This window comes from Streptomyces sp. NPDC047002 (assembly GCF_040704505.1).
Lineage (GTDB): Bacteria > Actinomycetota > Actinomycetes > Streptomycetales > Streptomycetaceae > Streptomyces.
The window spans coordinates 161,882-185,361 of the sequence record NZ_JBEYWC010000008.1; the positions used below are offsets into that span (position 1 = coordinate 161,882).

The window sequence follows — 23,480 nt, forward strand, 5'->3', positions numbered from 1 at the left end:
CGCGCCCGATGAACCGCTCGCTCACAGCGGGCCTCCGATCTCCACCGACACCGCCCCCGGCAGGAGTTGGGCGCCGCACGCCGTCTTGTCGCCCGTCCGCGCGGCCGGCAGCCCGCCGATGAGGACCACACCGCGCACCAGGGCGGCGGGGTTGGGCAGGATCACATCGGCCGGGCCGAGTGCCGCGTGCGGCACGATCGGGCAGACGTGCAGGCTGCCCTCGACGGCGGCGGGCAGGCCGCCGATGAGGACGCTCTCCACGGCCGCGGCGGCCAGGGGCGGCGGGGCGGTGATCCGGCCGCCGTGGCTCGTGGGGTCACCGGTACGTGCTGCTGCGGGCATCGACACTCCTCGTGCGGCGGATACGGGGCGGCGGGGTCGCGGGGCCGGGACCGGGCGCGGCGGGCGGCCTGGCCCTGCGCGCGAGCACGGCGGGCGCGCTCAATTGATCTTCACAAGCGGGGCCTGGACGGACGTCTCGGTCCGCCCGACCACACCCACGGTGCGGCCGGTGACATTGACCGACGACTGCCCCTCGACGTTCACCCTGCGCCCCTTGATGGTGACGGCGCCACGCCCCGCGTCCAGGGTGATGCCGTCCTTGTCCAGGACGAGGGAGGTCGCGACCTGTCCCGGGGACCGGTACACGGTCACCTCGACGCGGTCCTCCCGGTCGTCGAGGCGCACCTGGAGGCGCTGGTCGCCGGTCATCAGGCGCAGCCCGGAGGGGCCCGGGTTCGGCGCATCGAGCAGCTCCACGCGGTGGCCCGAACGGGACACGACGGAGCGGCGGTTGACCTTGCCACTGGTCTTGTCGACCAGCGGCACGTCGTGCGGCGACGGCTTGTCGACGCCGTTGTAGAGCCCGCCGATGACATAGGGGCTGTCGAGCAGCCCCTGCTCGAAGCCGACGAGCACCTCGTCGTTGACCTCGGGGCTGACCACACCGCCCCCGCCCTTGCCGCCCCACTGCACCGTGCGGACCCAGTCCGTGATGTACGTGTCGTCGAGCCAGGGGAACCTGAGGCGGACCGCGCCGCGGTCCGAGCCCGCGGGTTCCTCGCGCACGTCCGTCACCACCCCGATCGCCAGGCCCGGGATGCGCGGGCCCCTGCCGGGCGCGTTGGCGCCCGTGACCAGGCCGGTCAGCGAGCGGTCCGGGCTCGCGCTCACCCACACGGTGGTCCGGTAGCCGCCGTGCGGTTCGATGACGTGCTGCACCGCCGTCGCCGTGTACCGCCCGGAGAACGCCGTACCGACCCTGCCGAGCGCGATCGGCTTGCCCGCGCGCAGCATCGGGTTGCCCTCCACGACGGCCTCCAACTCGCCGTACCCGGCCGCCACCTGCTCGGCCGTCGCCCGCGCGGCCGCCGTCGTCTCCGCAAGCGTGCGGTACGGGGTGTCGGTGACGGTGATCTGCGTCGCCTTCCCGAACCGGTTGACGGCCGTGGGACTGAGGCCCGGCACCACCGTGCCGCTGACCATGGACGCCTGCTCGGCGACCAGCGGCCGCTTGGTCGTCACGTCCCAGCCGCGTACCTGCACCTTCGACGCGGCGTCGGCCGTCGTGAGCGCGGCCCGCAGCGCCAGCAGGTTGCGCCCGTACTCGAGGACCATCGGGCTGCTCGTCGCCGGCGTCGACGGTGCGGGCGCCCCCGCCGCCCGCACCGGCCTGGTGAACTGCAGGACCCCCTTGTCGTCCACCCGTACCAGCGCGCCGCACTCGCCCGCGAGGTACTGGAGGAAGTCCCAGTCCGACACGTTGGCCTGCGAGAGCTGCCGGTGGGTGACGGCCGGGGCCTGCACCTTGCCCACGGCGAGCCCGGCGCCCGTCGCCACCTTGCGGACGATCTCGGCGGTCGTCATGTTCCGGTACGCCACGACCTTGCGGCCGCGCTGCAGCCGGTGCGTCCTGGAGAACGCCCGCACGACGGTGAACGTGCCGGTGCTGTCCCTGTCCAGTTCGAGCGCCGTGACCTCGCCGTTGAACAGCCGCTCCCGCGAGCGCCCCTTCACGGTCACCACCGACACCCGCAGCGGTGTGCCGATGGTGATGCCCGTCGCGTCGAGGAACTCGTGGTCCGCGTCCCTGAAGGACAGCACCGCCATGTCGGGCAGCCCGACGTTCTCGTCCACCACACAGCTGACCAGCTGCGCGGCCCAGACGGGCGGCAGCTCGCCGGGTGCCTCGACGACGGGGTCGGCCGCGAACGACCGCCCGTCGCGCGCCTCGGGTGTCGTCATCTCGCGTCCTCCTCCTCGTCCCACGCGTCCCGTGCGCCCGGCACCACGAGTTCGGTGCCGGGCGCAAGGGCCATCGGGTCGTCGATGCCGTTGGCCTCCGCGATGGCCCGCCACGCGGTGGCGTCCCCGTACTCCCGCCACGCCAGCAGGGCGAGGCTGTCGCCCGCGACGACCGTGTGCGTGCTGCGCGCGGTGCGCGAACCCGAGGTGGGGTTCTGCCCCGGCGGGTCGACGCTCGCCTCCTCGATGGACAGCGAGCAGGTCGCGCGCAGCGGCGTCCCGTCCACGTCGAACAGCGTGTACGACACCGACAGGCTCGACAGCACCCCGTCGAACGACGTGGTGCGCGCTGTGCCCCACTCGAACCGCACCCAGGGACTCGCCGGCTTCTTGCGCCCCAGGCTCGCCGGGGTGGGCACGCACGCCTTCATCAGGGTGTCCACCGCCTGCTCCACCGAGTCGTCGTGCTTCGCGGTGGCGTCGAGGAAGACATCGAGGCTCAGCCTGCGCGGACCGCTGCCGACGAACTCCGGCAGCGCCGACTCGGCGGCCGTCCTCGACGGCGTGCGCCGCCACTCGGTGGACTTGCTGAGTGACAGCGTCGACGGGTTGAACTGGAGGTTGAGCCGCGCGATCGTGCCGCCAGGCCTCGCGCCGACCGAGGCGGGCGGCTCCTTCAGGGTGAGCTGGGCCCTGGCCCGGCCGGCACGGACCGCTGGGGACATGGCGGGTGTTCCTCTCGTACGGGTGGGGGCGGACGCGGCCTGCGCGAGAACGGCGTGCGCGGATCACGAGGGCGAGAGCCCCTCGTGCGCGATCTCCAGGGTCTCCGTGGCGGGCGCCGAGTCGGCCGGGTCGAACGAGGGCCCCTGCCAGCGCACCGGGACGATGCCGTAGACCTGCCAGCTGATGATCGGGCTCAGGTCGGGTCGCAGCGCCACGATCTCGCCGTCCTTCGGCTCGACCTTGCGCAGCGTCTCGTCGAGCCAGCGGCCGATCTTCGCCGTGTCGGCCGTGACGGGCCGCGTCAGGGTGATGTTCGACCAGGTGACGCGGCCGGGGAGCTGCCAGGTGAAGCCGTTGTTCCCGCCCTCGGCGTAGCGTTCGAGCTCGACTTCGGCGCCCATGCCGGAGCAGGTGTGGAACGCGCCCAGGTCGTTGCCGCCGATGGCCAGGCGGAAGAACACGCTCGTCGCGAAGATGTTGTCCGTCATGCCTCTGTCCGCCGTCCGTTCCTCGTGCGTCGCTCGTCCGGTCTGCGTGTGTCCCTCGTGCGCTCCCCGTGCTCAGCGGCGGCGGTCACCCGGCCTGCCCGTGCGTTCGCGGCCGCGCCGCAGGTCGGAGCGGAGCAGGCGGGACACCGGGTCGATCAGCCGGCGTGCCAGGTCGTCCAGGTCGGCACCCGTGGCGCCTTGAGGCGCCGGCGGTGTCTGCGTGCCCGTGGACACCGTGGTGGTCGCGGTGCCGGTCGCCGTGGACTGCGTGGCCGCCGGGTCCGTGCCGGTAGCGGCGTCCCCCGCGGCCCCGGTGTCCCGCTGCACGGCCCGCCGCGCCGGACGCGCCACGGGCGCGACGGGTTCGCCCCTGGTGGCGGCCGCCGGAGTGAACGACGGCTGGACCGTGGGCAGATGGCCCGGCGGCTGCGTGACGGGCAGCGCGCGGCGCGGCGTCGCCGCGGGAGATCCGCCCGAGGTGGGAGCGGGGCGTACGGCGCGGGGCGGTGGCGGGGCGCTCGCGCGCTGCACACGGGGCGCGGCACCGGCAGGTGCGGGCGCGACGGCCACCGGGCCCCCGGCGCCCGGGAGTTCGGGCCCGTGTGCCCAGCGCGCCGCGACGACCGGGCGTTCCTGCACGGCCGGCGCGGTCGGCGCCATGTCGCTCGCAGCGCCGGTGCTGACGGCCAGTGGGCGGGCCGCGAGAAGCCGCACGGCCGGGCGGAGCGCGGGCGCGGCGGGGCGCGTGCCACCGGAGACGGCCCGTGCCACGACCACGGGGGTGGGGCGGTGCGGGGGCGCAGCGGGGCGCGGCCCGCCGCCGTTCTGCCCGGGCGCGGGGGCCAGGCCCGCGGCCGGTTGCGGCGCGGCCGGGCCGTACGGGGCCGAGGCGTGGCGCCCGACGAGCGGAGCCGGTGCGCCGGGCGCGGCCTCGTCGCGGTCTGCGGGGATGCCCTCGCTGCGGGACGCGGTGGCCGGCGCGTGCCCGGCCGGGCCGTCGGCCACCTGGCGCCGGCCCAACAGGGGCGCGCCTGCTGGGCCGGCCGACGCGGAGGACGGCGTGCCGGGGGAGGGCGCGCGCTGGACGGCCGCGCGGGAAGCGGGGGTGGCCCTGCCGGTGCCGGGCGGCTCGGCGCTGGGCGGGAGCGCGGCCAGGGGAGCGCCGAGCCCGGCGCGGGGCCTGCGCCCCGGGGGCCGGGGAGCGGCGCCTGCCCCGGGGCCCGGCAGCGCCGGGGGACCGGCGGGTGCCTCGGCCGCACGGCCCTGTGCGACGGGCAGCGGGGGAGGGGACGCGGCGCCCGTGGCCGTGCCGGTGCCCGGAGGCAGTGGGACGGCGGTCGGCGGCAGGTGGGTCAGCGGCTCGCCGAGCGGCGGCCGCCCGGCGGCACGCGGCGCCGCCGCCCCCGTGCCGGGCCCCCGCGCTGCCCCGGCGTCCGGGAGGCCGCGCACCGGGACAGGGGCGGTTGCGGGGCGTACGGCGGCTATGCGGCGCACCGGAACCCCCGCGGTGCGGGCGACGGTCAACGGCCGCCCGGAGGGCCGGGGCCGCACCCTGCGGGCGGGCCCGGCCACCGGCGCGGCGCGGCCTCCGGCGGCGCCGGGGCCGTGGGACGTGCTGCCGCTCCTTGCGGTGTCCGCCACCGCCCCTGCGGGTCCCGCGCCCGGCGACGCCGAGGGGCGGTGTTCCCGGGCGCCGGGAGTGCCGGACGCCCCGCCATGTCCCGTGCCGGACGCGGCCGTCGGGGCGGTGCGCCCACCACGGGGTGGGCGGCCGCCGCGCGCGCTGTCTGCCGACTCCCCGCCGCGTCCCGCGCCGGGCTGAGCCGCCGGGGCCCCGGTGCGGGGACCGCGGGAGGCGCGACCACTGCGCGCAGGGTCCGCTGCCTCTCCGTCACGTCCGGTACGGGACGCGGCCTTCGGAGTGCCCGTACCGGACGACGCCACGCGCCGCTGCGCCCCGGACGCGGCGGAAGAGGACGCGGCGGACGCGGCGGACGCGGCGGAGGCGGAACCGGCCGGGGGCGGTGGTGTGCCGGGTCCGCTTCCCGGCACCACGGCGACCCGCCGCACCAGCGGAAGCACCGGCGCCGCAGGGGCCGAGGGGCGGCCCGCGGTGCCCGCTTCCCGCACCGACGGCATGGCGCCGGACCCCGCCGCCAGGGGCGCGGGCCGCTCGGACGTCAGGGCGCGCTGCACCGGGACCTCCCCGGCCGTGGGCGCCGCGGCGGCCCTCGGTGCCTTGCCGCCCCCGCCCGGTGCCGCAGGGGAGGCGACCCGTCGCTGCGGCCCCGGGGAGCCCTCCGTACCGCTCCCGGAAGCGCGGCGACGCGCGGCGGCGTCCTGCGCACGCCGCCGCGCCGCCGATACGGCGTCCTGCGCGCCCCTCGTGTCCTGCGCCGTACGCCGGTCCTCCGGGGTGCCCGGGTCCCGCCTGTCCCGCGCCCGGTCCTCCCGCCCCCGCACGCCGCCCTCGCGGGCCGCGGCACGGCGGCGGTCGGCTTCCGGGGCGTCCCGGGTGCCGCCGCCCGGATCCTCGGGGCCGCGCCCGCCCTCTCGGCCGGGCCGCCGCCCCTCGTCGGTGCGTACACGCCGCCGGACCTGCGGCAGCGCCCCCTGCGGGCCCGCCGCCCGCCCGGCGGACGCCGGCGGGGACGGCGATGCGGCCCCGGCTCCGGAGCCCGGGGCCGGGGAGGCCGCCTCGGGTCCCGACGCCTCGTCCGCGGGATTGCGCAGCGCCCGCAGCAGCAGCGGCCCGCCCGCGCTCCGTGCGGCCCGGTCCTGGCCCGCGGCCGCGGGCGGCCGGGCGACGCCGCGCACCAGGCCGGCCGGTGCGGAGCGCAGCACCCCGTGGGCGAGCCCGGTGTCGAACGACGGGTCCTGCCACGCGGCGAGGCCCGAGCGGAACACCAGGCCGTCGCTGACCGCGAGCGGCGCACGGGACAGCGTCAGCACGGGCGTTCCGGCGCGCCGCCAGCCGCCGTCCCACCCCTCGGGGACGGCGGCGGACCCGGCTCCTGACCCGAGGTGCGGCGCCGCCACCGCGCCCCCGGACGGTGCGGCCCGTCCGGCGCGCTCCCTGCGGCGCACCATGTCCCGCCATGCCATGTGCTCAACCGCCTTCGTTCACCCGGGTGTTGATACGGGCTATCTCGCCGGCCCACTGCCGGCGCTCGTCGTGGGTCAGGTCGAGGATCTCCTCGCGCGGCCAGTGGAAGTGGTAGGCGATGTACGCGATCTCCTCCCGCATCCGGGGGAGCGCGTACGTCACGATTCCCCCAGGCGCCCACCGGAGAGGTCGACCTCGAAGCCGCCCTCGCAGTGCGGGCACGTCACGGCGGCCCGGGTGTGGCCCTCGCTGTTGACGCGGCGGTAGAAGTCCTGGAGGAACGCCACGTCGGTCGCGTACATCCGCTCCACCACGCCGACGTGCACGTCGGTGACGGTGCCGATCCTGGTGATCACCTGGCTGAGCAGCACGACGCTCAGATACGCCGGGTTCTCCTTGACGCGCAGGTCGATCTGCGGCCGCAGCTCGTCGCGCGCGGTGGCCAGCCGCATCGCGCCGTGCCGGTGCACGGTGCCCGCCTCGTCGACGTACCCGCGCGGCAGCTCGAACTCGAACTCGGTGCGCAGCCCGTGGTCCCGGCCGCCCGCGGCAGGGGGCGGCGCAGGGGCCGCCGCCTGCGCGTCCCCTGCGGGCGCCGTGGCCCGGAGGATCTCGTCGAGATTGCCCGCTGTCACCGTACGGCGCCTCATTCGACGACGATCTCCTCGAACACGATGGTCACGGACTCCGTGGCGGCCGAGGACTCGCCAGCCTTGAGCGAAGGGCCCTCCCACCGGGACGCCCAGCCCTGCATCAGCTGGATGCGGCGGACGGTCTCGCCCGTGGAGTCCTTGATCTCGATGGTGAGGTTCTGCCGCGCCGTGTCCACGGCCCCGTTGTTCAGCGTCTCCTTGATCCACTGGGTGAACTCGCTGCTCTGGTCGAGCCCCCGGGTGATGGTGATCTCCCCGGCCTGCCGGGCGCCCGGCTGCTTGCGGATGATCTGCTTGCCCTCCGAGCTGACCTGGCGTACCTCGACGACCTCCTCCTCGACGGTCAGACCGCTGATCTCCTGGATCGACTCGACCAGGTAGCCGCCGAGCTGCACACCGAAGATATGGGTGGAAAGCGCATCGCCCTCTGCCATGACTGTCTGTCACCTTCTGTCGCTGGTGCGGGGGTTGGGGAGTCCGCGGCCCGGTGTCGCCCGGCGCGCCCGGCGTGCTCGCCGTGGTCTGCGCGCTCGTCTCACTCGTCGACGAGGCTGGTGCTGTCGGAGAACTGCGCGAGCCTGAACACCACGAACTCCGCGGGCTTCACGGGGGACACGCCGATCTCGCACACCACGCGGCCCTGGTCGATGGACTCCTGCGGGTTGTTGTCGCGGTCGCACTTCACGTAGAAGGCCTCCGCCGCGGTCTGCCCGAACAGCGCGCCCCTGCGCCACTCCTCGGTGAGGAACGCGCTCGCGTTGCGCCTGATGCTCGACCACAGGCGGTCGTCGTTGGGCTCGAACACCACCCACTGGGTGCCCAGGAGGATGGACTCCTCCAGGTAGTTGAAGAGGCGGCGCACATTGAGGTAGCGCCAGGCCGGGTCGGAGGAGAGGGTGCGGGCGCCCCAGATCCGGATGCCGCGGCCGGGGAAGGCGCGCACGCAGTTCACGCCGATCGGGTTGAGCAGGTCCTGCTCGGCCTTGCTGAGCCGCAGCTCCAGGTCGACCGCGCCCCTGATCACCTCGTTGGCCGGTGCCTTGTGCACGCCGCGCTCCGCGTCGCTGCGGGCCCACACACCGGCGACGTGGCCGCTCGGCGGGACCGTGGTGTTGCGGCCCGACGCCGGGTCGAAGACCCGCACCCACGGGTAGTAGAGCGTCGCGTAGTGGGAGTCGTACCCCGCCTCGTCGTTGCGCCAGGTCCGCACGGCCTGCGGGGAGAGCCCTGGCGGGGCGTCGAGGACGGCGACCCGGTCGCCCATCTGCTCGCAGTGCGAGATGACGGCCAGCTGCACGGTGCGCACGCCCTCGGCGTCGATGTCGCCGCGCTGGTGGGCGCTCATCAGGTCCGGGACGGCGACCATGGTGATCTCGTCGATGGTCTCGAGCCCGGCGAAGCCGGTGCGGGAGTCCGCGTCGCCGACGTACTCGGCCGGGTCGAGCCGCGCGACCTCGCCGGAGCCCGCCGCGGGCGCGGGCGGCGCGTCAGGCACCGCGACCGTCTGCGCCGCGGGCTTCGTCTGGCTCGCGCCGCGCTGCTCGGTGACCTCGACCAGCTTCGAGGCGCGCGCCTGGTTGAGCAGATACCCCTTGACGTTCTTGCGGGTCGACGCGTCGTACGTCTCGACCACCTGGTCGCCCTGGCGCACCAGCAGCCGGAAGCGGTCGTCCGGCGGGTTCTCCCCCTCGGGCTCCGCGACCTCGACGGACACCCCGCTCACACCGGGCCGCGCCGCCACGAGGAAGCCGCCGAGCTCCACGGGCTGCGCGGCGGGCCGCCCGGCGCCCGCGGGGCCGCCCGCCGCGGGGGCAGAGGCGTCGTCGGCCGAGCCGCCGACGCGCACCACGTACGCGGCGCCGCCGCCGTTGGCGAAGTACCCGTACAGGGCGTGCGGGAGATACGTGCCGGGGGTGAAGCCGCCGAACTGGCGGGTGTACTGGTCCCAGCTGGTGACCAGCGTCGGTGTGTGGAACGGGCCGTCCTCGGCGAAGCCGACGAACGCGGCGACGGCGGTGCCGACCCCCTCGATCGGCCGGGCACCGGACTGCACCTCCTCCATGTACACGCCTGGGGTGAGGTACGTCGCCATGCTCGCTCCTTCACGGTCCTGCGGCCTCGGTCGTCCCCAGCGTCGTCGCCGCCCGCCACCGGTGGCAGAGGACGCCGGACCCTGCACGGGGGCAATCGCCCTGCCCGCGCGGGCGGTTCACGCGGTCCCCGCGTGCAGGTTCAGGCGCTCGCCGCCTGCGCGAGATACGGCCCGAACTCGCCTTCGAGGACCAGGCGGCCCAGCTTGCGGTACTCCCGCGCGACCGACGCCACCACCTGGGCCATCGTCAGCGGCGTGCCCGCCTCAGCCGCCAGATAGGCGGCGGTGACCGCGCACGACCTGATCGACCCGCCTGCCAGCTCGAACCGGTCCGCGCAGAACGCCAGGTCCAGATCGCCCGCGCGCGGCAGCCGGCCGCCGAGGCAGCGCTCCCACAGGGCCAGGCGGTGCGGCGCGTCGGGCACGGGGAAGTCGGCGACGACGTCGAGGCGCCGGGTGAACGCCTCGTCGAGGTTGGCCCGCAGATTGGTGGTGAGCACCGCGACGCCGTCGAAGGACTCCATCCGCTGCAGCAGGTACGCCGACTCGATGTTGGCGTGCCTGTCGTGCGCGTCCTTCACCTCGGAGCGCTTGCCGAAGATCGCGTCGGCCTCGTCGAACAGCAGCACCGCGTTGACGGCAGACGCCTCCGTGAAGATCCGCTCCAGGTTCTTCTCCGTCTCGCCGACGTACTTGTCGACCACCGTGGACAGGTCCACCACGTACAGGTCCATGCCCAGGTCGGCGGCGACCACCTCGGCCGACATGGTCTTGCCCGTGCCCGACTCCCCGGCGAACAGGGCGATCACCCCGCGCCCCCGCCCGCCGCCAGGACGCATGCCCCACCGGCCGAGCACCAGGTCGCGGTGGCGGGCCCGCACGGCGAGCTCCCGCAGCTCCCGCAGCGTGCGCGGCGGCAGTACCAGGTCGCCCCAGCCGACCGCGGGCTCGACCCGGCGGGCCAGCCGGGCCAGGCCCGCGCTGTTCTGCGCCCGCACGGCGGCCCGCAGATCGTCCCGGTCCACCGGGCGGCCCGCGAGCGCCGCCGCGCGCACCGCGGCCTGTGCGGCGCGCCGCACCTGCCCCGAGTCGAGGCGGTGCGCGGCCACCGAGGCCGCGAGCTCCTCCGCGTCCGCCGCCCGCCCGCCCGCCGCCTCCAGCGCGTGCCGCCAGCGCGCGGCCTGCCGCTCGGGCGGCGCGGCGCCCACCGCCAGGGTCGGGGGCGTCCTGGCGGCCCAGGAGGGGTCCCAGCCGTCCGTGCCGTACGTGAGCAGCGGTACGCAGGACAGCGCCCCGGTCAGGGTGCGCAGCGTGTGGGCCCGCTCGGACGGCCTGTCGGGCAGCGCGTCGAGCGGGCCGAGCACGACGCCCGCGCCGGTCAGGCGCGCCTCCCTCGCGGCGATCGCGGCCAGGTCGGGCAGTTCGCCCGCGCTGCGGCCGAGCGCCGCGGCGTCCAGGACGAGCGGGCGGCGCCCCGCGGCGCGCAGGGCGGCGCACGCCAGGCCCTCGGGGGCACCGCCGCGGGTCCGCAGGTGCACGTGCCCGGTGCCGCGGGCGAAGGACGCCGCCGCCTGCCCGGCCTGTGCCTCGTCGCAGGACGGGTCTGCCGTCTCCTCGCCGAGCACCGGCACGAGGCGCGGGTCGGGCGCGGTGGCGCCCAGCAGGTGCGCGGTGACCCGGTCGGGCACGGCGAGGACGCGGGAGAGCGGCGGCCGCTCCGGCTCCGTGACCTCGACCAGGCCGCCCGCCGTCAGCGGCGCGCCGGGCGCGAGCCGGAACCGGGCGGCGGACGGGCCGCCGTGCCCGCACAGTTCGAGCGCGAGGCCGACCGTGGGGCGCCTGCGTGTCAGGTCGTCGTTGAGGTAGCCGTACAGCCGCTCGAAGCGCGCGTCGAGGTCCGGCGCCAGCGCGACGAGCAGCAGGTCGACGTCGAGCGGTGCGAGGCCGAAGTCCCGCGCCAGATCGCCGAGTACGCAGCCGGCCGGCGGCCCGTCGCCCGGCAGCGGCGGCAGCACGGGCCCCGGCGGCCCTTCGAGGAGGCGGCCGACCGCATCGGGCGTGAGGTACTGGCCGCGATACGGGTCGTCGGGGTCAGGGTCGGCGGCCCGCCGGACGGCCACGGCGTGCCGCACCCGCTCCTCGACCAGCCGCAGCCGCCGCCACAGGTACGGCGCCGCGCCGGGGTCCGCGGGCGCGGCGGGCCGCGCGGTGTACGTCACGGCTGGCGGTCCCCCCGGCGGCGGCGCGCGGGCCGCGGACGGCGCTCGCGCGGCCCGCCGAAGCCCTCGCCGCCCGGGTCGGCGATCCCGGTGTAGCGCAGGCGGCGCGCCGACTCGGCGTCCTCGGAACCCGCCTGCGGGATCGGGCGGACCACGAGCCCCTCGGTGACCGGCGGCGCCGCCGCCCGGCGTATCCCGGCGAGCGGGGCCCGCACCCGCACCCCGAGCGACGGCCTCAGCTCGCCGCCGAGCGCCGACCACACGTCGGAGGCGTCCGGCGCGTCGAGGCCCGTGCCGCCCGCGTCGAGGCCCACGATCAGGCCGAGTTCGGCGAGCGAGCCGGTCAGCAGCTCGGGGCCGAGCGTGTCGGTGGACACCAGGCGGGCAAGGACCTGGGAGAGCAACCTGTGCTCGTCCTGCGGCCGGCTCGCCCACGCCGTGACCAGGTACGTCAGCTCGAACCAGCGCGCCGGGGCGCGGCGCGCGACGACGTGCCCTTCCTCGTCGTACACCTCGCCGCCGCTGCTGCCGCGCCGCGTGTTGTCCTCGCGGATGTCGTACAGGAACACGCACACCGTGGGCGCGGTGCGCCGGGCGGCCCAGTCGCGGGTCGGCGCGTCGAAGGCCACCTCGACGCCGGACGCCGCGAGTCCGGAGCCGTCGAGCAGGGCCCGCAGCGCCTCGTCGACCTCGTGGATCACCGGCGCGTCACCTCGTCGGGCGGCTGCACGGTCCCGCTGACGACCAGGAAGTCCGTGGTCACGGGGGAGAACCCGGGACCGCTCGCGGTGATGGTGCGCGGGCCCGTCTGGTCCTTGGTGAGGATCAGCAGCTGGCCGATGAACGTGCCGTCGGGCACCGGGACCGTGGGGACGGCCGCGGCGGTGATGCCGGGCTTCCAGCTCAGCCGTACCGGCGCGCCCGGCGGGAAGTCCTTGCCGCGCACCGAGGTCACGAAGCCGGGCTTGCCGATCGGGGGCACGGCCACGATCTTCGGCTGGAGGATGCGCAGCGGCAGGCTCGCCGCGTTGTCGCCGGGGTCGGCGTCGGTGCCCGTGGTCGTCAGCACGCCCGTCACCCGCGTCGTCACCGCCTTGGTGGGGGAGAGCACGACGGTCAGCACGGCACGCGCGCCGGGCGCGAGGTCCGGCAGTGCGCACGAGAAGCCGCTGTCGCACCCCGGCGGAGGCCCGTTGTCCGGCACGCCCGGAGGCAGGCCGAGCCGCAGCCGCAGCCCGGTGGCCAGCGCGTTGCGGCCGTTGCTGACGGTGTACGTGACGACGACGCGACCGCCCACGTATCCGGGGTCGGGCTGGGCCGTGACGCGCACGCCGGGCCCGGCGAGCGGCGGGGGCGGCTCGGCGGGCGGCGGCGGACTCGCGGTGGGCGGCGGCGGGTTCGGCGTGCCCGGCGGCGCGGGCGCCTCGCGCACCGGCACCACGGTCGTGGCCGCGTTGTCGCCGGGGTCGGGGTCGATCACGGCGCCGGTGACCGACCAGCCGACCGGCTGCTCGCCCGGGGTGACCCCGGTGACCGTCACGGTCACGGGGACGGTACCGCCCGGCTCCACCACGCCCAGGTCGCAGGTGAGCCCCGCGGCGTCGCAGGTGGCACCGGGCGCGGTGAGGCCCGTGACGGTGACCCCGAGGGGCGGGGCGACGGTCAGCCGGGTGCCGGGCGAGGCGGCGGGCCCGTGGTTGACGACGTCGACGCGCACGGCGCCGCTGCGGCCCACGACGACCGGATCAGAGGTGCCGGGCGCCTGGACCGCGAGGTCCACGGACTGCTGCACGCTCGGCTCCTTCTGCCGCCCCAGCAGTTCGCCGGTGAGCGGCGTCAGGGTGCCCGAGCCGATGTCGACCCGGGTGAGCTTCTCCGGGCTGTCGGCCGCGACCTCGGCGCGCGAGCTGAAGACCAGGCTCCTGCCGTCGGCGCTCCACGCGGCGTCGCGCGGCTGGAAGGGGCCGGTGGCCGTCGTGTCGGGCAGCTCGCGGCCGCACGCGCCCGGCAGGCCGCGGGCGGCGGCGGGCAGCAGGACCCGGCAGTCGTCGCCGGTGAGCGACGTGAGGAGGATGCCGTCGTCCTCGTCGACCCGGCCGCCGCCGTTCTTGCGGTTGAAGGCGACCGTCGTGCCGTCGGGGGAGAACGCCGGGCTGTCGTCGATGACCTGGCAGTCGCCCGGGCAGTCGGCCGCGCTCAGGTCGCGCTGCCGGTCGAGGTGGTCGACCGGCACGGTCCACACGTGCTTGTTGCCGCCGTTTCCTTCGATCACCTCGGTGCGGGTGAAGGCGAGCTGGGTGCCGTCGGACGACCAGGTGGGCTGCGCGTCTCCGCCCGTGGTCTCGCCCGCCGGCGGGGTGATCTCGCCCCGGATCGCCCCGGTCGCGGCGTCCGCGATCAGGACCCGGCTCGGCCCGGCGTCCGCGCCGACGCCGCCGGGCGACGTGCGGGTGAAGGCGATGAGCCTGCCGTCGGGCGAGAACGTCGGGTCGGTGTCCCAGTCGTGGTCGCCGCGCCCGGCGAGCGGCATGGGCTGCGCGTGGGAGCCGTCCGCGTCCGCGAGCCAGATCCGCTCGGTCCGGTCCTGCGGGGTGCCCTCGAAGCGGGTCACCACGATCCGGCGGCCGTCCGGCGTGTAGTTCTGGCGCTCCGTCCACGGGTCGTAGCCGGCACGCGGCTGGAACAGCGGGTCCTTGGACGGGTCGGTGTTGGTGTCGGCCTCCGGGTCCTCGGACAGGATCGTCAGGCCGAGGTCGCGCGGGTCCGAGCCGTCCTGGCGGATGTCCTGAAGGGTCGCCACATTCGGCCCCTGCGCCGTCGTGCGGTCCACGACGGCGGTGCCCCCTTCGACCGGCCCGAGCCAGGTGACGGAGGAGACGTCGCGGTCCTCGCTCAGCACGAGCGTGGCCGTCGCGTCGGAGTGCGCCGTCGCCCGGTAGACGTGGTTCCAGTCCCCCTCGCAGACACAGACGATGATGTCCTGGCTGAGGAACAGCACACCGTCCCCGTCGGGCAGCCACGCTGCCCCGTGGGTACGCCAGCCGGCCTGCTCGCCGGAGAGCAGCGGTCCGCCGCCGCCCCCGCTCCCCGAGGCCCAGCGCAGCCGCGGTCCGTCAGGACCGCTCGACGTGTAGGCGATGATGTCCCGGTTCTCGTCGTCGTCCACCGGGTTCCAGGCGGGCTCGGTCGCCGTGCCGTCCGCCGGGTCGGTGACGCGCAGCGCGGTGCCGCCCGCCAGCGGCCGCACGTAGACCTGCTCCCCGGCGAGCGCGTCGGCGTCGCTCGCGTAGGCGAGCCGCGCGCCGTCCGGCGACACGGTCGGGTGCTCCTCGTTCGCCGGCGTGTCCGTGAGCCGGGTGAGCCCCGTCCCGTCGGTGTGCACGAGCCACAGGTCGCGCTGTGTCCCGCCGCCCGTGCCGCCAGGCTCCGCCGAGTCGAAGACGACGGACAGGCCGTCCGGGGTCAGCCACGGGTGCGCGGCGTCCCTGCCGGTGGTCAGCTTGCGCACGGAGCCGTCGGCGGCGCGCAGATACACCTGCGGGTTCTTCTCGTCGCGACGGCTGGTGAACGCCAACTGGCCGCCGTGTGCCTGAGGTTGTACGTCGTAGTGGGTCGGGCCCGCACCGAAGAGCGGGACGCTCGAATCGGTGGCAGCCACCCGGCCGAGGCTGCGGTGCTGCGTGCCCGCGTACGCGATCCGGGTCTCTGCCGCGCCCGCCGCCGGTGCTGCGGCGGGCGGCGCGGCGCGGGGCCCGGCCGCCGCGGTCACCGCGAACAGCGGCACCATCAGCAGCAGCGCCATGGCGATGCGCCCCAGGCGGTCGTGCGCGTACCCGGAGCCATCCGTGCCTGTCACGGCCCACCTCACCGTCAGAACGCCGCCGTCACACATACGCCCGCCATCCTGGGCGCGGGACCCCGGCGGGCGGCAGGACCGCCGGGGCGCACCCGGGGGAAGCGGCGGGTGCGCGTTCGGGCAGCGGGCGGGCCGCTCCGGTCCTTCAGATCAGGCCGTTGCGCAGCGCGTGGCCCACGGCGTGGGCGCGGTTGCGCAGGTGCAGCCGCGTGATGACCTCGTGCAGCACGTTCTTGACGGTCCGTTCCGAGTACGCCGTCTTCCTGGCGATCTCCGCGGTGTCGAGGCCCTCGGACACCAGGCGCAGCATCTCCGCCTCCCGCGAGGTCAGCGTGGACAGGGACGCCGCGCGCGGGTCGAGGGTCGAGCGCTGGAGGCTGCCGACATGGCTGAGCAGCTTCGCGAGCAGGTCGCCAGGCAGCATGCCCTCCCCGTTCGCGATCGCGAGCACCAGGTGCAGCAGCCGGTCCTGGTCGGCCTCGGCGCGCCGCAGCACCGCGGCGACACCGGAGTCGATGGCGCGCTGGAGCGCGTCCCCCGACTCGAAGGTGCCGACCACGAGGCCGGTGCGGGTGCCGGGGTTGTGCCGCAGCCGGTTCAGCAGGGCGGTCGTCTCGTCGTCCACGGTGTCGACCGTCACGAGCGACACCTGGGCCGCGTCCGCGCCCGCGTCGTCGACCAGGTCGATCTCGGGGCGCTGGCGCAGCTGCTGCACCACGCCGACATAGAGGACGGGGTCGGGCGCGTACACGGCGACCGAGACCCGCGCGGGGCGGCCGGCGGGCGCGGGCCAGCGCACGGTGTACTGGGGGGTGGGTGCGGGAGCGCTTGCCTGGGGGCAGGTCATGGTCGGGTACCTGTTCCTTGAAGCGGGTGAGGGCGGGTGGCGGCGTGTCGGAAGGGCGGCTCGGCCCAGCGGAAGGGGAGGCGCAGGGAGCTGTCCGGGGCACCGGGGCTGCACGGCGCCTTGCCCTCGCGCCTCTCCAGGGCGGCCGCGGCGCGTCGTAGCGTCGCCGCGTGACGTCTCCCTCAGCCTCCTCAGGTCCCGGCGCGCCCGGCCTCGACATCCCCGAGGTGTCCGTGACGCCCGGTGGTGTCGCATCCACCCGTCTGACCGTCCGCAACGACAGCGACATCGTCGAGGCGTACAGCCTGGAGGTCGTCGGCGACTGCGCCGCCTGGGCGAGCGTGGAACCCGAGCGCGTCTCCCTGTACCCGGGCACCTCGGAGACGGTGGCGATCCGGCTGGCGCCGCCGCGCTCCCCCGAGGTCAGGGCGGGCGAGGTGCCCCTCGCGGTGCGCGTGCTACCCACGGAGCACCCCGAGGCGGTGCGGGTCCCGGAAACCACGGTGCGCGTCGAGGAGTTCCGGCAGCTGCGCGCCGAGATCGCGCCGCGCCGCCGCCGCGGCTGGCTGCGCGGCCGCTACCGCATCGCCCTGCGCAACGAGGGCAACTCCCCCATCCAGAAGGGCTTTTCGCCCGCCCAGCCGGGGGAGGAGCTGCGGTTCGCCTTCCGCCCCGCGGTGCGGAAGCTGGAGCCGGGCGAGTCCGCAGAGACCGGGCTGCGGGTGCGCACAGGGAAGCCGGTGTGGTTCGGCAAGCCGGTGGTGTGGCCCTTCACGGTCGCCGTCAGTGAGAGCGTACCGGCCGCCGAGGGCCGCGAGCAGGACGCGCCGACGGAGCTCCTGCCGCCGCTCGACGCGGAGTTCGTGCAGATCCCGGTCTTCCCCAAGTGGCTGCTCGCGGTGCTCGCCGCGATCCTCGCGCTGCTGCTCGCGTGGTTCGCCCTGGTGCGGCCCGCGGTGCGCAGTACGGCCAAGGCCGCGGCCGACCAGGTCGTCCACCCCAAGGAGACCCCGGCAGGACAGGGCACCCAGGCATCCGGCGGCACGGGCGACCAGCCGGGCGGCAACGGCTCCGGCACCCAGCCGGGCACCGGCGGCGCGAGCCCGGGTTCCGGCACGGGTACGGGCGGCGCAGGTGGGGGTGGGGGAGCGGACGGCGGCGGGGACGGTCAGCAGAGCTCCGCCACCATCGACCTCCAGACGGCCGGCGGGGCCGACAAGACGGGCACCTACAAGGTCCCGCAGGGCAAGGTGTTCGGCATCACGGACATCGTCGTCGCCAACTTCCAGGGCGACGAAGGGGTGATGACCATCAACTTCGGCGAGCGCAAGATCACGACGATCGCGCTCGAGACGTTCCGCAATCAGGACTACCACTGGGTCACCCCCATCAGAATCACCGAGAACGACACGGTGACGGCCCAGGTGACCTGTGCGAAGCCGGGCACGCCTGCCACCGGGCGGCGTGCGCGGGAATGCCACGAGGTGCTCAACGTGAGTGGGGTGCTCAGCGACACGAGGTGAACCAGGCGTCACCGACATCGTGGGACGCGAGGAGGCGCCGTGCAATGGCGGACGCTTGCCGGGCGGCCGGAATGACGACCCTCCGTGGGGGGAGCGTGATGTCCTCTTCCGGCCCCTTTGTTCTGTCGCCTCCGGCCAAATGCCCTGCGTCGAAGGGGTGTCGGGCGGCGTGCCGCGCCGGTAACTTTGGCTGATTCCAGGCGTCGCCCCGGGCGCAGGTGCGGTGTGAACGGGACGACCGCCGCCCCGGCGGCCCGGTGTGAACGGGTGCTTCCGCATCTGCCGCCCCCACCGTACCCCCGCGCGGTGCCGCCGGTCCCCGGTGCGGTTCAAGGGTGCAGGACGATCTTTCCCACGTGGTTCCTGCGGGCGAGCTCCTCCTGCGCTTCGGCGGCGCGCTCCAGGGGGAACGCCGCGGCCACGACCGGCCGGACGCCCCCGCTCCGCGCGAGGTCCATGAGGAGTGCGAAGTGCGCGGGCGTGTGCATCGAGGAGCCGATCAGCCGCGCGTTGTGCAGATAGAGGCGGCGCACGTCGAACGCCACACGGTGGCCGCCGAGCGCGCCCGCGACCACCCAGCGGCCGCCCTCGCGCAGCAGTGGCAGCCCCTCGCCCACCAACTCCCCTGCCACGACGTCGAGTCCGAGGTCGATACCGTCAGGGGCCGCGGCCCGCACCTGGTCGGCGACGCCCCGGGCGCGGTCGACCACCGTGTCCGCGCCCGCCGCGCGCACCGCGTCCGCCTTCGCGCCGCTGCTGACGGCGACCACCCGCGCGCCCCGTGCGCGGGCGAGTTGTACGAGCGCCAGGCCGACGCCGCCCGAGGCGCCGGAGACCAGGACGGTCTCCCCGGCGCGCAGCTCGCCGCGCTCGATCATGCCGAGCGCCGTGCCGTACGCGGTCGGCAGCGCCGCGAGCTGGTCGTCCGTGAGCGGGGACTCCGTCATGTCGTGCACGTGCGCCGCCGGTGCCGTCACGTACTCGGCGTAGCCCCCGTCGCGCTCGCTGCCCATCAGGCCCACCGGGTTGGCGTCCGGGCCCTCCGCGTCGTAGCCGGCCGGGTCGACCACGACCCGCCGTCCGGCCAGCCCCGCGTCCGCACCGGGGCCGAGGGCGGCGACGCGGCCGGCCACGTCGGCGCCCTGGATCCGGGGGAAGTCGACAGGGCCGCGCCAGCCGGACGGCGCCTGCGGGTGGCCGGGGCGGCCGTAGGCGCCCTCCCGGGTCCACAGGTCGGTGTTGTTCAGCGCGGCCGAGGCGACCCGTACGAGCACCTCGCCCGGCCCCGGTACGGGGACCGCCACCTCGGCGGCCTCCAGGGCGTCGAGCCCTCCGTGGCGGGTGATCCGCACCGCGCGCATGCTGTCCCGCACCGCCGTCACCTGGGCCTCCTCAAGGTATACTGATCGGTGAACACCCCCTAAGGTATACCGATCGGTGAAGGAAGGTCCAATGCAGGAGGCACGGCCCGTGACCCCGGCCGGGCGCCGCATCGTGGCGGCGGCGGAGGAGCTGTTCTACAGCCGCGGGATCACGGCGGTCGGCGTGGACCTGATCGCCGAGCGGTCGGGCGTCACCAAACGCACCCTGTACAACCAGTTCGGCTCCAAGGACCGGCTCGTGGCGGCCTACCTCGCGGAGCGCGACAAGCGCTGGCGCTCCCTCGTCCGTGCCGCGGTCGACGCCTGCGACGACCCGGTCGAGGCCGTCACCGCGCCCTTCGGCGCGCTGCGGACCTGGAGCGAGGGCAACCCCCGCGGCTGCGCCTTCATCAACGCGCTGGCCGAGCTGCCCGACCCCGCGCACCCCGCGCACCGCATCGCCGCCGACCAGAAGCTCTGGCTGCTCGGCCTGTTCGAGGAGCTCGCCGCCGGGGCCGGCTGCCGGGACCCCGGCACCCTCGCCGTACAGCTGCTCCTCCTGCACGAGGGCGCCCTCGCCACCCAGCCGCTGCCGTCCGAGACCCTGGCGGTCGGCGCCGAGCTGGCGACGGCCCTCGTGCGGCGGGCGGCCGGCTGACCTCAGGCCGCGGCGCCGCACGGCATCAGGCCGTGCCGGGCCGCCGCCCCGGCGCTCCGCCCCGGCCGCCCGCCCCAACGGCCTGCTCCGGCGGCGCGGTTGACACGCCGGGGGCCGCCCGATTTACTCCATGCGACGCCGGAGCCGAGCGCCCGGCGGCAGAGGTACGCCCAGCCGGTACCGCGGTGCGCGCACCGCAAGTCCGGACTCAGTCGCCAGGTTCCGCACGGAGTGCGGACTCCGAGGCGGGGACGTGCCCACCCCCCGTGGAGTACCCATGACCGACACCACACGCCCCCGCCCGCGGCGGGGGCTCGCCGCGCTGGCCGCCGTGACCGCGGCCGTCGCCATTTCCCTGCCGGCCTGTTCCACCGCGGGCGCGGCCGCGCCCGCGGCCGCCCTCCCGCCCGTGCACGCCGGCTTCGACTACCAGATCAACAAGCCCTACCAGCCGCCCGCCGGAGTGCGCGTGGTCAGCCGCGACCACACCGCGTCGCCCGCGCAGGGCCTGTACAACATCTGCTACGTCAACGCCTTCCAGGCCCAGCCGGGCGCCGAGGCCCAGTGGCCAGGCCTGCTCCTGAAGGACGCGAACGGCCAGGTCGTCTACGACGAGGACTGGGGCGAGGCCATGCTCGACACCAGGACGGACGAGAAACGCAAGGCGATCGCCGCCAAGGTGGACGCGTGGATCGACTCCTGCGCGGCCAAGGGCTTCGACGCGGTCGAGCCGGACAACCTCGACACCTTCGACCGCACCGACCTGCTCAGCGAGGCCGACGCGAAGGCGACGGTGAAGCTGCTCGCCGACCACGCCCACGAGAAGGGCCTGGCCGTCGCGCAGAAGAACACCGCGCAGCTCTCGACCGAACGCGCCGACACCGGACTCGACTTCGCCATCGCCGAGGAGTGCGGCGAGTGGGACGAGTGCGGGGACTACGTCGAGGGCTTCGGCGACCACGTCATCGTCATCGAGTACGAGCAGAAGTACTTCACGAAGACGTGCAGCGGCTACGGGGACCGGCTGAGCGTCGTGCTGCGCGACCGCGATGTGCTGTCCCCCGGCGACGCCGGATACGTGCGCAAGGTCTGCTGACCCGGCCCCGGCGCGGGCCCCGGGGTGCCGGCGCGTGGCCTGGGGTGCCCGCGCGGCCCGGCCCGGGCCGGCGGTCCTGCCCCGGGCCGGCGGCGGGCCCGCGCGGTGCGGCCGTGCTCAGGCGGTCGTGACGGACACCCCGGCCGCCGTGATCCTCGCCAACTCCTCCCGCGGGGCACCCGCGTCGGTGACGAGATGCCCGACCTCCGACAGCGGGCAGATCCGCGCCAGTGTCACCTTGCCGATCTTCGAGCTGTCGGCCACGACGACGGTGTGGCTGCTGTTCTCGGTGAAGGCGCGGTCGGTTGCGGCCTCCAACTGGTCGTGCGTCGTGCAGCCGTGGGCCGCGCCGATGCCGTCCACGCCGAGGAACGCGATGTCCGTGTGGTACTCGGCGAGCGTCTTCTCCGCCATGGGGCCCACGAGTTCGTAGCTCTCCCTGCGGGCGGTGCCGCCGATGACCACGAGGGTGACGTCGCGGTGCAGGATGAGCTCCGCGGCGATGTCGACCGCGTTGGTGACGATGGTGACGGGACCGCGCTCGGCGAGTATGCGGGCGATCGCCATCGCGGTGGAGCCGCCCGTCAGCCCGACCACCGCGTCGTGCGGCACCAGCGCGGCGGCGGCGCGCGCGATGGCCACCTTCTCGGGCCGCCTGCGCTCGCTGCGGTACTGGAGCGGCGCTTCGAGCCCGAAGGTGCCGACCGAGGCTCCGCCGTGGGTGCGCCGCAGGAGGCGCAGCGCGTGCAGCTGCTGGAGATCGCGCCTGATGGTGGCCCCCGAGACGTCCAGCATCCGCGAGAGCTCCTCCACGCCCGCGCTGCCCTTCGCGGTCACGTGCTCAAGGATGCGCGCGTGGCGCTCGGTTCTCAGCATGCTCGAAAGCATAGCCAGGCGAACCCCCGCCCACGTCTGCCGATATCGGTCGCGGCCGCTGGAGGGCCCTGTTCAACGTGCGCAATTCTGCTCAGTTTCGCGCTCTTGACATGACGAAAACTGCTCGATTAACTGCTGTCGACGCCACCGCTGCACACGGCGTCAGAGGTACGCCCAGCCGGTGGGCGGCGCACAGCCGCAAGCCCGGACACAGTCGCCAGGGTGCCCGCAGCGCCCGAGGCGGGGTCGTGCCCTCGCGCAGCCGGAGACCCACGTGCACATCCGCTTCCCCCGCCCCGACCGGCCCCACGCCCACCGCGGCCCGGACGCCCGCCCGCACCGCGGCCTGCGGTAGCCCCGCCGCCCCGCCCCCTCGTCCCGCCCCGTACGCACCCTCACCGGAGGTACCCGTGGCTCCTGGCCAGCACCCGCCAGCCGGCCGTACGCGCAGGACCGTGCTGCGAGCGGGCACGGGCGCGGCTGCCGCCGCGGCCCTGGCCGCCTGCGGGGCGTCGGGTTCCGACGGGGTGGGCCGGGACGGACGCGTCACGATCGAGATGTGGCACGGGCAGACCGACACGGGACTCACAGCGCTGAAGGGCCTGGTCGCCGCCTTCACCCGCACCCATCCGCACATCAGGGTGGACCTCGGGGGCGGCGTGCTCGCCGACGCGATGCTCCAGAAGGTCAGCGCGGCCCTCGCCTCGGGGACCTATCCGGACCTCGCCTACATCTTCGGCTCCGACCTCGCGGGAGTCGCCCGAAGCCCCCAGGTGCTCGACCTCACGGACACCCTGCGCCACGGGCCGACGCCCTGGCAGAGCTACTGGGAACCCGCCAGGGCCGCCGTCACGGTCAACGGCCGGCTCAGGGCGTCCCCCGCCCTGCTGGACTCGCTCGCCGTGGTCTGCAACAGGAGGCTGTTCAGGGCCGCGGGCGTCCCCCTGCCGGAGGCGGGCTGGACCTGGGGCGACTTCGGGCGGACCGCCCGGGCCCTCACCGACGCCCGCACAGGGGTCTTCGGCACGGGCTGGCCTGGTGCGGGGGACGAGGACACCGTCTGGCGGCTGTGGCCGATGGTGTGGGACCTCGGCGGCGAGGTCATCGCGCCCGACGGCCGCGGCATCGGCTTCGCGAAGGCGGGAGTGCGGGCCCTGGAGACGGTGGCCGCCCTCGTCGGGGACAAGAGCGTCTACGTCGATCCGAAGCCGGGCAGCGAGCAGATGTACCAGGTCTTCGCCTCCGGCCGGATGGGCATGGTCCCCACCGGGCCCTGGCAGCTGCCCGACCTCCGCCAGGCCGGCATCGACTACGAGGTGGTGCCGCTGCCCAGCTACTCGGGCCGGCCCCTCACCATCTCGGGCCCCGACACCTGGACGGCCTTCGACAACGGAGGGGCGCGGGCCCGCGCCACCCGGACCTTCGTGTCCTGGCTCGCCCAGCCCGACCAGGACGTCCGCTGGGACGTCGAGGCGGGCAGCCTCCCCCTCAGCAGGCGCAGCGAGGCGGAGAGCGCCTGGCGCGCCAAGGAAGCGGGCACGCGGGGCCTCGACGTGTTCACCAAGGCTCTGGAGACCGCGCGGGTCCGTCCCGTGCACCCCGCCTATCCCGAGGTCTCCACGGCACTTGGGCAGGCCGTCGTGTCCGTACTGCTCGGCCGCAGCACCCCGGCGGAGGCGATGCGCGCGTGCGCCGCCGACTCCAGGGCCGCACTCGTCATCCCGCGCTGAGGAGC

Annotated in this window: 19 protein-coding genes; 4 read left to right on the forward strand and 15 right to left on the reverse strand. The window is 75.6% G+C overall.

Features of this window, described 5'->3' with window-relative positions:
• Positions 1-21: 21 nt before the first annotated feature.
• The 13 genes from AB0910_RS11035 to AB0910_RS11095 all read right to left on the reverse strand — a co-directional run bounded on the left by AB0910_RS11035 (position 22) and on the right by AB0910_RS11095 (position 16,231).
• A complete protein-coding gene (locus AB0910_RS11035; protein WP_366744247.1) occupies positions 22-342 on the reverse strand; it encodes a PAAR domain-containing protein in 321 nt (106 codons plus the stop codon).
• 99 nt (positions 343-441) lie between these two features.
• Positions 442-2,244: a VgrG-related protein gene (locus tag AB0910_RS11040; RefSeq protein ID WP_366744248.1), complete on the reverse strand. Its 1,803-nt coding sequence runs from the start codon at positions 2,242-2,244 to the stop codon at positions 442-444.
• Complete coding sequence (locus AB0910_RS11045) at positions 2,241-2,969, reverse strand: LysM peptidoglycan-binding domain-containing protein (RefSeq protein WP_366744249.1); 729 nt, start codon at positions 2,967-2,969, stop codon at positions 2,241-2,243. The genes AB0910_RS11040 and AB0910_RS11045 overlap by 4 nt, the downstream gene beginning before the upstream one ends.
• Positions 2,970-3,032: 63 nt before the next feature.
• Positions 3,033-3,458: a phage tail protein gene (locus AB0910_RS11050; RefSeq protein ID WP_366744250.1), complete on the reverse strand. Its 426-nt coding sequence runs from the start codon at positions 3,456-3,458 to the stop codon at positions 3,033-3,035.
• 72 nt (positions 3,459-3,530) lie between these two features.
• A complete protein-coding gene (locus tag AB0910_RS11055; RefSeq protein WP_366744251.1) occupies positions 3,531-4,478 on the reverse strand; it encodes a hypothetical protein in 948 nt (315 codons plus the stop codon).
• A 2,089-nt stretch (positions 4,479-6,567) separates the two neighbouring features.
• On the reverse strand, positions 6,568-6,726 hold the full coding sequence (locus AB0910_RS11060) for a DUF6760 family protein (protein WP_366744252.1): 159 nt from the start codon (positions 6,724-6,726) through the stop codon (positions 6,568-6,570).
• Positions 6,723-7,214, reverse strand: coding sequence for a hypothetical protein (locus tag AB0910_RS11065; RefSeq protein WP_366744253.1), 492 nt, complete (start codon positions 7,212-7,214; stop codon positions 6,723-6,725). Before AB0910_RS11065 ends, AB0910_RS11060 begins: the two co-directional genes overlap by 4 nt.
• Positions 7,211-7,651: a phage tail protein gene (locus AB0910_RS11070; protein ID WP_345642329.1), complete on the reverse strand. Its 441-nt coding sequence runs from the start codon at positions 7,649-7,651 to the stop codon at positions 7,211-7,213. Before AB0910_RS11070 ends, AB0910_RS11065 begins: the two co-directional genes overlap by 4 nt.
• A 101-nt stretch (positions 7,652-7,752) precedes the next feature.
• Positions 7,753-9,309 carry a phage tail sheath family protein gene (locus AB0910_RS11075; protein WP_366744254.1) on the reverse strand — a complete coding sequence of 519 codons (1,557 nt, stop codon included), beginning with the start codon at positions 9,307-9,309 and terminating at the stop codon, positions 7,753-7,755.
• Between the two features lie 140 nt (positions 9,310-9,449).
• Positions 9,450-11,528 (reverse strand): ATP-binding protein, encoded by a 2,079-nt coding sequence (locus AB0910_RS11080; protein WP_366744255.1) that lies wholly within the window; start codon positions 11,526-11,528, stop codon positions 9,450-9,452.
• Positions 11,525-12,229, reverse strand: a complete 705-nt coding sequence (locus AB0910_RS11085; protein ID WP_366744256.1) for a DUF4255 domain-containing protein — start codon at positions 12,227-12,229, stop codon at positions 11,525-11,527. Before AB0910_RS11085 ends, AB0910_RS11080 begins: the two co-directional genes overlap by 4 nt.
• On the reverse strand, positions 12,226-15,330 hold the full coding sequence (locus AB0910_RS11090; RefSeq protein WP_366744303.1) for a hypothetical protein: 3,105 nt from the start codon (positions 15,328-15,330) through the stop codon (positions 12,226-12,228). The genes AB0910_RS11085 and AB0910_RS11090 overlap by 4 nt, the downstream gene beginning before the upstream one ends.
• A gap of 199 nt (positions 15,331-15,529) precedes the next feature.
• Positions 15,530-16,231: a LuxR C-terminal-related transcriptional regulator gene (locus tag AB0910_RS11095; protein ID WP_366744257.1), complete on the reverse strand. Its 702-nt coding sequence runs from the start codon at positions 16,229-16,231 to the stop codon at positions 15,530-15,532.
• A 218-nt stretch (positions 16,232-16,449) separates the two neighbouring features.
• Here AB0910_RS11095 and AB0910_RS11100 point away from each other — a divergent pair, with 218 nt between their 5' ends.
• Positions 16,450-17,754 carry a hydrolytic protein gene (locus AB0910_RS11100; RefSeq protein ID WP_366744304.1) on the forward strand — a complete coding sequence of 435 codons (1,305 nt, stop codon included), beginning with the start codon at positions 16,450-16,452 and terminating at the stop codon, positions 17,752-17,754.
• Between the two features lie 329 nt (positions 17,755-18,083).
• On the opposite strand, the gene AB0910_RS11105 is transcribed toward AB0910_RS11100, so the two are convergent.
• Positions 18,084-19,115 carry a zinc-binding dehydrogenase gene (locus AB0910_RS11105; RefSeq protein ID WP_366744305.1) on the reverse strand — a complete coding sequence of 344 codons (1,032 nt, stop codon included), beginning with the start codon at positions 19,113-19,115 and terminating at the stop codon, positions 18,084-18,086.
• Positions 19,116-19,206: 91 nt separating this feature from the next.
• Between AB0910_RS11105 and AB0910_RS11110 the strand changes: the two genes are divergently transcribed.
• Positions 19,207-19,773 (forward strand): TetR/AcrR family transcriptional regulator, encoded by a 567-nt coding sequence (locus AB0910_RS11110; RefSeq protein WP_366744258.1) that lies wholly within the window; start codon positions 19,207-19,209, stop codon positions 19,771-19,773.
• Positions 19,774-20,050: 277 nt separating this feature from the next.
• Entirely contained in the window at positions 20,051-20,869 is an 819-nt protein-coding gene (locus AB0910_RS11115) for an endo alpha-1,4 polygalactosaminidase (protein ID WP_366744259.1), read from the forward strand.
• Positions 20,870-20,986: 117 nt separating this feature from the next.
• Here the strand turns inward: AB0910_RS11115 and AB0910_RS11120 are convergent, their stop codons facing one another.
• Positions 20,987-21,745 (reverse strand): DeoR/GlpR family DNA-binding transcription regulator, encoded by a 759-nt coding sequence (locus AB0910_RS11120; RefSeq protein ID WP_366744260.1) that lies wholly within the window; start codon positions 21,743-21,745, stop codon positions 20,987-20,989.
• Positions 21,746-22,203: 458 nt separating this feature from the next.
• On the opposite strand from AB0910_RS11120, the gene AB0910_RS11125 reads away from it, so the two are divergent.
• Complete coding sequence (locus AB0910_RS11125) at positions 22,204-23,475, forward strand: extracellular solute-binding protein (RefSeq protein WP_366744306.1); 1,272 nt, start codon at positions 22,204-22,206, stop codon at positions 23,473-23,475.
• The last annotated feature ends 5 nt before the right edge of the window (positions 23,476-23,480 follow it).